The organism is Variovorax sp. FG153 (assembly GCF_057809595.1).
Map to the genome: position 1 here is coordinate 1 of NZ_JBMDKG010000093.1, position 8,060 is coordinate 8,060.

The window sequence follows — 8,060 nt, forward strand, 5'->3', positions numbered from 1 at the left end:
ACGGGGTGCTGAGGGCGGCACGGGGGATGCTGATCACCACCGAGGCCCGGCCGAATGCGGCGAACCATGCGCTCGACATGGGCGAGACCACCGCGCGGCTCGCGAATGCGCGGGCGCTGCACCGCGGGCTGGCCGAAGCCGCCCTGGCCGCGAAGGCTCAGGATGCCGGCGACGACCAGTCGCGGGTGGCGCAGGTGTTGGCAGCCCAGAACGATGCGATCCGTGGCGGCCCCGGCGATCCGGCCGCTGGCCGTTGCCCCGAATTGCAGGCGGCGCAGCTGCTGCTCGCCAGCGCGGCTGGCATCGCCGCCACCACGCCGGGCAGCCTGCACCTGCAGGCCGGCGGTCCCCTCGCGCTCACGAGCGAAGGTCCCGCGAGCTTCAGCGCGCTGCGCCGGCTGCTGGTCGCCGCGCGCGAGGGCGTGCGCCTGTTCGCGCTGCGCCACGGCATGCGGTGGATCGCGGCCAGCGGCGCGGTCCGCGTCGAGGCGCGCGCCGGCGCGATCGGCCTCGAGGCTCGCGGCGCCGTGCGCATCACCAGCAGCACCGCGGACATCCGCATCGCGGCGCCGAAGCGCATCGTCGTCAACGGCGGCGGCAGCTTCAGCGAATGGAGCAGCGAGGGCATCGTGCACGGCACGCCGGGCCGCTGGGTCGAGCACGCGGCCAGCCACGTCAAGACCGGGCCGGTCGGTCCTCCCTTCTGAGCCCGCGTCTACTCCCTTCGCCGTACGTCCTCGAGCGCCGCCTATGCCGTTAGCTAGGCCTTAAGGCGGATTTGCCCATGACTTCTCGCGCCGGAAACTCACCGCTTCTTACAGGCAGCCCTTGCCGTTGACGGAGTGCGAGCGGATGAGTTGGCGAACAAAAGTGGTCTGGAGCGAGGGGATGCTGCTGCAGCCCCAGCACCTGCAGCAGAGCGAACGACATGCCGATCACGCGCGGCACGTGCTGCTGCGCTCCACCACGCCCTATGCCTGGGGCTTCGCCGAACTGGAGATCGACCAGGCCGCGCTGACGCTGGGCAAGCTGGCGCTGGTGCGCGCGGTGGGCGTGTTCGGCGACGGCACGGTGTTCGACATGCCGGCGGTCGATCCGCTGCCCGAACCGATCGACATCCCCCAGACCATGCGCGACGAGGCCGTGGTGCTGGCGCTGCCGCTGCGCCGCGCCGGGGCGCGCGAGGCCGATGCCGAGGAGTACGAGGAACTGGTGCGCCACCGCGTGCTCGAGTCCGACGTGCCCGACTCCAACACCGCGGGCGAGCGCACCGCGATGCTGCAGCTGGGCCAGCTCCACACGCGGCTGATGCGCGCGAGCGAGGCGACCGATGCCTGGACCACGCTGGGCGTGGCGCGCGTGGTCGAGCGCCGCGTCGACAACCAGGTGCAGCTCGAGCGCGCGATGCTGCCGCCGCTGCTCGACGTGGCGGGCCATGCGGTGATCCGCGCCTGGCTCGACGAGCTGCTGGGCCTGCTGCGCCAGCGCGGCGAGGCGCTGGCCGGGCGCATGACGCAGGGCGGCACCGGCGGCGTGGCCGAGATCGCCGACTTCATGCTGCTGCAGACCGTGAACCGCAACGAGGCGGTGTTCGCGCATCTCGCGAAGAGCGCGATGCTGCATCCGCAGCGCTTCTTCGAGCAGGCGCTGGGCCTGGCCGGCGACCTGGCGAGCTTTCGCGACTCGCGCCGCGTGGCGCGCTTCGGCCCCTACATCCACGACGACCTCGCGATGAGCTTCCGGCCGCTGATGGACGACCTGCGCCGCAGCCTGTCGATGGTGCTCGAGCAGTCGGCGATCCGCATCGACCTGCACGACCGCAAGCACGGCGTGCGCGTGGCGGTGGTCAGCGACGTCGAGCTGCAGCGCAACGCCACCTTCGTGCTGGCCGTCAACGCGCACATGCCCAGCGAGGCACTGCGCGCGCGCTTCCCGACGCAGGTCAAGATCGGCCCGGTCGAGCGCATCCGCGACCTCGTCAACCTCGCGCTGCCGGGCGTCACGCTGACGCCGATGCCGGTGGCGCCGCGCCAGATCCCGTTCCACGCGGGCGCGAACTACTTCGAGCTCGAGACCCGCAACAGCGACCTCTGGCGCCAGCTCGAGCAGTCGGGCGGCGTGGCGATGCACATCGCGGGCGACTTCCCGGGCCTCGACCTCGCGTTCTGGGCGATCCGGTCATGAACACCTCGACGGAAATCCGGTCGTGCCAGACGGATGCGCTGCCGGATTCGGGCTGCCCGGACGCGAAGGGCGCGAAGGTTCCGCGAAGGACGCGAAAGAAGTCCGGGAATCCATTTCTTGTGTTCCTTTCGCGTCCTTCGCGGAACCTTCGCGTCCTCTGCGTCCGGAAGTCCGATCCCGTCTTTCTTCGCGGGACCCACGCATCATGAGCACACCTCCCGACCCCTTCGCCGCCTTCGAGTCCGAGCGCACGGTCATCAAGCCCAAGCCGCGCACGCCGGCCAATGCGCCGGCGGCCTCGGCCGCGCCCGCGCCTTTCTTCCCCGCCACCGATCCCACGCCGGTGGCCGACCTCGGCGAGCTCGGCCTGCTCAATCCGCTGGTGTCGGCGGCCGGCAAGCTGCTGGTGCTGATCGGCAAGCTGCGCAACCTGGTGCAGCCGCCCAACGTGCCGGCGCTGCGCGCCTCCACCGCCGAGGCCGTCAACCAGTTCGACCAGAACGCGCGCCGCGCGGGCGTGGGCAACGAATCGGTGCTGGCCGCGCGCTACGTGCTGTGCACCGCGCTCGACGAGGCGGTGGCCAACACGCCCTGGGGCGTGCAGGCCGGCTGGAACAAGCAAAGCCTGCTGGTGCAGTTCCACAACGAGACCTGGGGTGGCGAGAAGGTGTTCCAGCTGCTGGCCAAGCTCGCGCAGGACGTGCCCACGCACCGCCAGCTGCTCGAGCTGATCTACAGCGTGCTGGCGCTCGGCTTCGAGGGCCGCTACCGCGTGGTCGACAACGGCCGCGCGCAGCTCGACTCGGTGCGCCAGCGGCTGGCCGACCTGATCGCCAAGGACCGCCCCGCGGTCGAGCCCGAGCTCTCGCCGCACTGGCGCGGGCAGGGCGCGGGCACGGTGCGGCTGCGCGAGTCGCTGCCGCTGTGGGTGTTCGCGGCCGGCTTCGCGCTGCTGCTCGCGCTGGCCTGGTTCGGCCTGCGGCTCACGCTCAACTACCGCTCCGACACCACCTACTCGGCGCTGTCGAGCCTGCGCGTGCCCAACATCCAGATCGCGCCGCCGGCCGCGCCGGCCAAGACGCCGCGGCTCGCGCGCTTCCTCGAGCCCGAGATCAAGCAGGGCCTGGTCACCGTGACCGACGAGGCCGACCGCAGCGTGGTGCGGCTGCGCGGCGACTCCTTCTTCGGCTCGGGCAGCGCCGACCCGATGGCGCAGTCGCTGCCGGTGCTGCGCCGCATCGGCCAGGCACTGGCCGAGGTCAAGGGCGAGGTGCTGATCACCGGCCACTCCGACAACCAGCCGATCCGCTCGCTGCGCTATCCGTCGAACTGGCACCTGTCGGCCGCGCGCGCCGACGCGGTCAAGGGCGCGCTGTCGACGCTGGTCGATCCGGCGCGCATGCGCTCCGACGGCAAGGCCGATGCCGAGCCGGTCGCGCCCAACGACTCGCCCGCCAACCGCGCGCGCAACCGCCGCGTCGAGGTGGTGCTGCTGACCGAGCCCGAGCGCCTGGCGTCGGCGCCCGCCGCCGCCGCGCCGCCTGCGCCGTCGCCCGCCACGGGAGCGACCAAATGATCAAGAAAATCTTCGGCTTCCTGTTCAGCCCGCTGCTGCTGACGCTGCTCGCGCTGATCGTCGTCGCGCTGCTGATCTGGTGGATCGGCCCGCTGGTGAAGATCGGCGCGCTGGCGCCGCTCGAGAGCGAGACCGTGCGCGCCATCGTCATCGGCGTGATCGTGCTGCTGGTGCTGCTGCGCGCCATCTACCGCCGCTGGCGCGCGCGCCGCGCCAGCCAGCACCTGACCGACGGCCTGATGAAGGCGCCCGCGGCCAAGGCCGGCACGCCGGTGGCCGGCGAGCAGCAGATCCTCGACACCCGCTTCAACGAGGCGGTGGCCACGCTCAAGCAGATGAAGCTGCACGCGGCCGGCAAGAAGCCCGGCTGGCGCGACTGGCTCTCGATCTCGGGCGGCAGCTATCTCTACGACCTGCCCTGGTACGTGTTCATCGGCGCGCCGGGCGCGGGCAAGACCACCGCGCTGGTCAACTCGGGCCTGTCGTTCCCGCTGGCCGAGAAGTTCGGCCCCGGCGCCATCCGCGGCGTGGGCGGCACGCGCAACTGCGACTGGTGGTTCACCGACGAGGCCGTGCTGATCGACACCGCGGGCCGCTACACCACGCAGGACAGCCACCAGTCGGAGGACAAGAGCGCCTGGGAAGGCTTCCTCGGCCTGCTCAAGAAGGTGCGCCCGCGCCGGCCGCTCAACGGCGTGTTCCTCACGGTCAGCGTCGGCGACCTGCTGAGCCAGGGGGCCGAGGCGCGCTCGCAGCTCGCGGCCTCGATCCGCGCGCGCCTGCTCGAGCTCGACGGCAAGCTCACGACGCGGCTGCCGGTCTACGTGCTGGTCACCAAGAGCGACCTGCTGTACGGCTTCACCGACTACTTCGACGACCTCGGCAAGGAGCAGCGCGCGCAGGTGTTCGGCTTCACGCTGCCGCCCGAGGAGAACCAGCAGGTCGACGAGAAGGGCCTGTCGCTGGCCTTCCAGCGCGAGTTCGCGCTGCTGCACCAGCGCGTCAACGACGGCCTGATCGCGCGCATGCAGCGCGAGACCGACGGCACGCGCCGTGCCGCGATCTTCGGCTTCCCGGCGCAGTTCGGCGCCATCGGCCCGCTGCTGTCGGACCTGCTCGACCAGGTCTTCACCGGCTCGCGCTTCACCCAGCCGCCATGGGTGCGCGGCGTGTACTTCACCAGCGGCACGCAGGAAGGCAGCCCGATCGATCGCGTGATGGGCAGCCTGGCGCGCAGCTTCGGCATCGAGCGCGCGATGCTCGCGCCGCAGAAGTCGAGCGGGCGCAGCTACTTCCTCACCACGCTGCTGCGCGAGGTGGTGTTCCCCGAGCAGCGCCTGGCCGGCGCCGACGTCAAGCTCGAGCGCCGCCGCCACACGCTGCGCTTCGCGGCCGTGGCCGCGATGACGCTGCTCACGGTGGGCCTGCTCGCGGCCTGGGGCTACAGCACGCTGCGCAACATGGACTACCTGAAGTCGGTCGAGGCGCGCGTCGATCCGGCCAAACAGAACCTGGCCGCGCTGCCGGCGCGGGTGCAGAACCTGGTCGAGGTGGCGCCGGTGCTGCAGAACCTGCGCGACATCTGGCGCACGCCCGAGAACCGCCTGGGCGACGAGCCGCTGGCCATGACCCTGGGCCTCTACCAGGGCGACAAGCTCGATGCCGCCGCCATGCTGGTGCACCAGCGCGCGCTCAACGAAGCCTTCCTGCCGCAGATCGCCAAGCGGCTCGAGGACCAGCTGCGCACCGCGCAGAAGGACAACCTCGAGTACACCTACGAGGCTTTGAAGAGCTACCTGATGCTCTATCAGCCCGAGCACTTCGATGCCGAGGCGCTCAAGGCCTGGATCACGCTCGACTGGTCGCGCAGCCTGGACCGCGGCATTCCCGAGGAGCAGCGCAAGCAGCTCGAGGACCAGCTCGACGTGCTGATCGCGCAGGGCCCGCCGCGCTCGCCGCTGAAGATGGACGAGAACCTGGTGCGCAGCGTGCGCGCGGTGCTCGCGAGCTATCCGCTCGAGCAGCGCGTGTTCAGCCGCCTCAAGCGCCAGCGCGCCTCCCGCGACATCCCGGCCTTCAGCGTGGCGCAGGCCACCGGTCCCTCGGGCCCGCTGGTGTTCGAGCGCATCAGCGGCAAGCCGCTGACCGAGGGCGTGCCCGGCATGTTCACCTACGACGGCTACCACAAGCGCTTCCAGAACGAGGTGGTGGTGCTGACCGGCCTGCTCGCGCAGGAGGACCCGTGGGTGCTGGGCCAGGACCGCAACACCGCCGACCGGCTGCGCGACGTGGCCGCGCTCGGCGAGCTCACCGACCGCGTGCGCCGGCTCTACCTGGCCGAGTACGTCAAGCAGTGGGAAGCGCTGCTGGCCGACGTGCGGCTGATCCGCGTCACCGGCCTCGACAAGAACATCGAGACCGCGCGCATCCTCTCGGGCGTGGATTCGCCGCTCGCGAACTTCCTGCGCGCGGTGGTCAAGCAGACCACGCTGATCCCCGCCGCCGATGCCAACAAGGACGTGGTGAGCAAGGCGACCGAGACCGTGCGCAACACGCGCAAGGGCCTGGAGGACCTGTTCGGCGGCGACCCCGGCCGCCAGGTCGCGCCGGGCAAGCGCATCGAGAGCATCGTCGACGACCGCTTCGAATCGCTGCGCCGCCTCGTCACCGCCGGCGGCCCGAACCAGCCGGCGCCGATCGACGACGCGCTCAAGCTGTTCAACGAGGTCTACGTCTACCTCAACGCGGTCGACACCGCGGTCAAGGGCCGCACCTCGCCGCCGCCCGGCGACGTGGCCGGCAAGCTCAAGTCCGACGCCGGCCGCCTGCCCGAGCCGGTGCGCAGCATGATCGAGAACCTGAGCCAGACCGGCGCCACGCAGGCCCAGGTGGCCGAGCGCGGCAACCTGAGCCAGGACCTGCGCCCCGTGGCCGAGTTCTGCGCGCGCGCCATCGCGGGCCGCTATCCCTTCGTGCAGAACAGCAAGCGCGACGTGCTGCCCGAGGACTTCGGCCAGATGTTCGGCGCGGGCGGCCTGATGGACGACTTCTTCCAGAAGCGGCTGGCCGCGCTGGTCGACACCAGCACGCGGCCGTGGCGCTACAAGCCCGTGGCCGAGCGCGGCGCCATCACCACGCAGGCGCTGGCGCAGTTCGAGCGCGCGGCGCGCATCAAGGAGATCTTCTTCCGCGGCGGCGGGCGCGGTCCGTCGATGCGGCTCGATTTCAAGCCGGTGGAGATGGACGCGAGCATCACGCAGTTCATCCTCGACGTCGACGGCCAGCTCGTGAAGTACGCGCACGGCCCGGTGGTGCCGATGGCGGTGCAGTGGCCCGGACCGAAGGGCAGCAACCAGGTGCGCGTGCAGGTCAGCCCGCCCTCGGCGACGGGCAGCTCGGGTTCGGCGGTGGATGGGCCGTGGGCGCTGTTCCGCACGCTCGACGACGGCCAGCTCGAGGCCGGCGACGCGCCCGAGAAGTTCTTCATCACCTTCCAGGTCGGCAACCGGCGCACCCGCTTCGAGGTGACGACCAACAGCGTGCAGCACCCGATCCGGTTGAAGGAACTGCGCGAGTTCTCGTGCCCGGAGGGCTTGTGAACCTTGCCTCGTCCCCGTTGTTCGCTTCCACGCAATTGCCGGGATGGTTCGGCAAGTTGCCGGGGATGGGGGACTTCGCGCACCGCCGGCTGCCGGAGTCGTTTCGGGGCGTTTGGGATGCGTGGCTGCAGCGCGGGCTGGCCCGGTTGCGGGATCGGCATGCGGACTGGACTTCGCACTACCTCGAGGCGCCGGTGTGGTGCTTCGTGCTGGGGCCTCGGGTGGCGGGGGAGCGGGGGTGGATCGGGGTGTTGATGCCTTCGGTCGATGGAGTGGGGCGGTACTTTCCTTTCACCGTGGCGGTGGAGCTGGAAGACCCGTTGCTCTCTGAGCTCGAGGGGGCTGCGTTGGTGGCTGCCTTGCGGTGGTGGGGGTTGGCTACTCAGGCTGCTCTGGAAGGGCTGGAGCTCGATCTGGATGCGGCTCGGTTCGATGCGGCGCTGGGTCGGTTGTTCGGTGCTGCTGGGTCTGATGCTTCGTCTTCTGAAGGTGCCTTGGCTTTGCCTTTGGAAGGGGCCTCCTTGTGGATCGGGGATCCTGCCGTTGAAAGCGGGCTGCGGATGGTTTGCGTCGGGCTTCCGATGGATCTGCAGTTCGAGGCGCTGTTTCTTGGGGGAGGGGAGTGAGCTTTGTCTTCCTCTGATTGTTTTGCTGAGGCTGTCGGCCGGGAATTCGCCCCGGCGGGCGAGTCACTTTCTTTT

General features: G+C 70.6%; 5 protein-coding genes. All 5 read left to right on the forward strand.

The annotated features are described in order from the left end of the window. Nucleotides 1-707: DUF2345 domain-containing protein (locus ACODT0_RS42035; protein WP_489044008.1), on the forward strand; the 707-nt coding region annotated here is incomplete at its 5' end. Between the two features lie 145 nt (nucleotides 708-852). Next, a complete protein-coding gene (gene tssK / locus ACODT0_RS42040) occupies nucleotides 853-2,184 on the forward strand; it encodes a type VI secretion system baseplate subunit TssK (protein WP_489044009.1) in 1,332 nt (443 codons plus the stop codon). Between the two features lie 205 nt (nucleotides 2,185-2,389). Beyond that, nucleotides 2,390-3,760, forward strand: a complete 1,371-nt coding sequence (locus tag ACODT0_RS42045; protein ID WP_479671513.1) for a DotU family type VI secretion system protein — start codon at nucleotides 2,390-2,392, stop codon at nucleotides 3,758-3,760. Continuing rightward, entirely contained in the window at nucleotides 3,757-7,359 is a 3,603-nt protein-coding gene (tssM, locus tag ACODT0_RS42050) for a type VI secretion system membrane subunit TssM (RefSeq protein ID WP_479671514.1), read from the forward strand. The genes ACODT0_RS42045 and tssM overlap by 4 nt, the downstream gene beginning before the upstream one ends. A 17-nt stretch (nucleotides 7,360-7,376) precedes the next feature. Next, the gene (gene tagF / locus ACODT0_RS42055; RefSeq protein WP_489044010.1) at nucleotides 7,377-7,985 is read left to right on the forward strand and encodes a type VI secretion system-associated protein TagF; all 609 of its coding nucleotides are present in this window, start codon (nucleotides 7,377-7,379) and stop codon (nucleotides 7,983-7,985) included. Nucleotides 7,986-8,060 lie beyond the last annotated feature (75 nt).

Coding starts and splice junctions, on each gene's coding strand:
- tssK (WP_489044009.1), top strand. CDS start 853: ATGAGTTGGCGAACAAAAGTGGTCTGGAGCGAGGGGATGCTGCTGCAG.
- ACODT0_RS42045 (WP_479671513.1), top strand. CDS start 2,390: ATGAGCACACCTCCCGACCCCTTCGCCGCCTTCGAGTCCGAGCGCACG.
- tssM (WP_479671514.1), top strand. CDS start 3,757: ATGATCAAGAAAATCTTCGGCTTCCTGTTCAGCCCGCTGCTGCTGACG.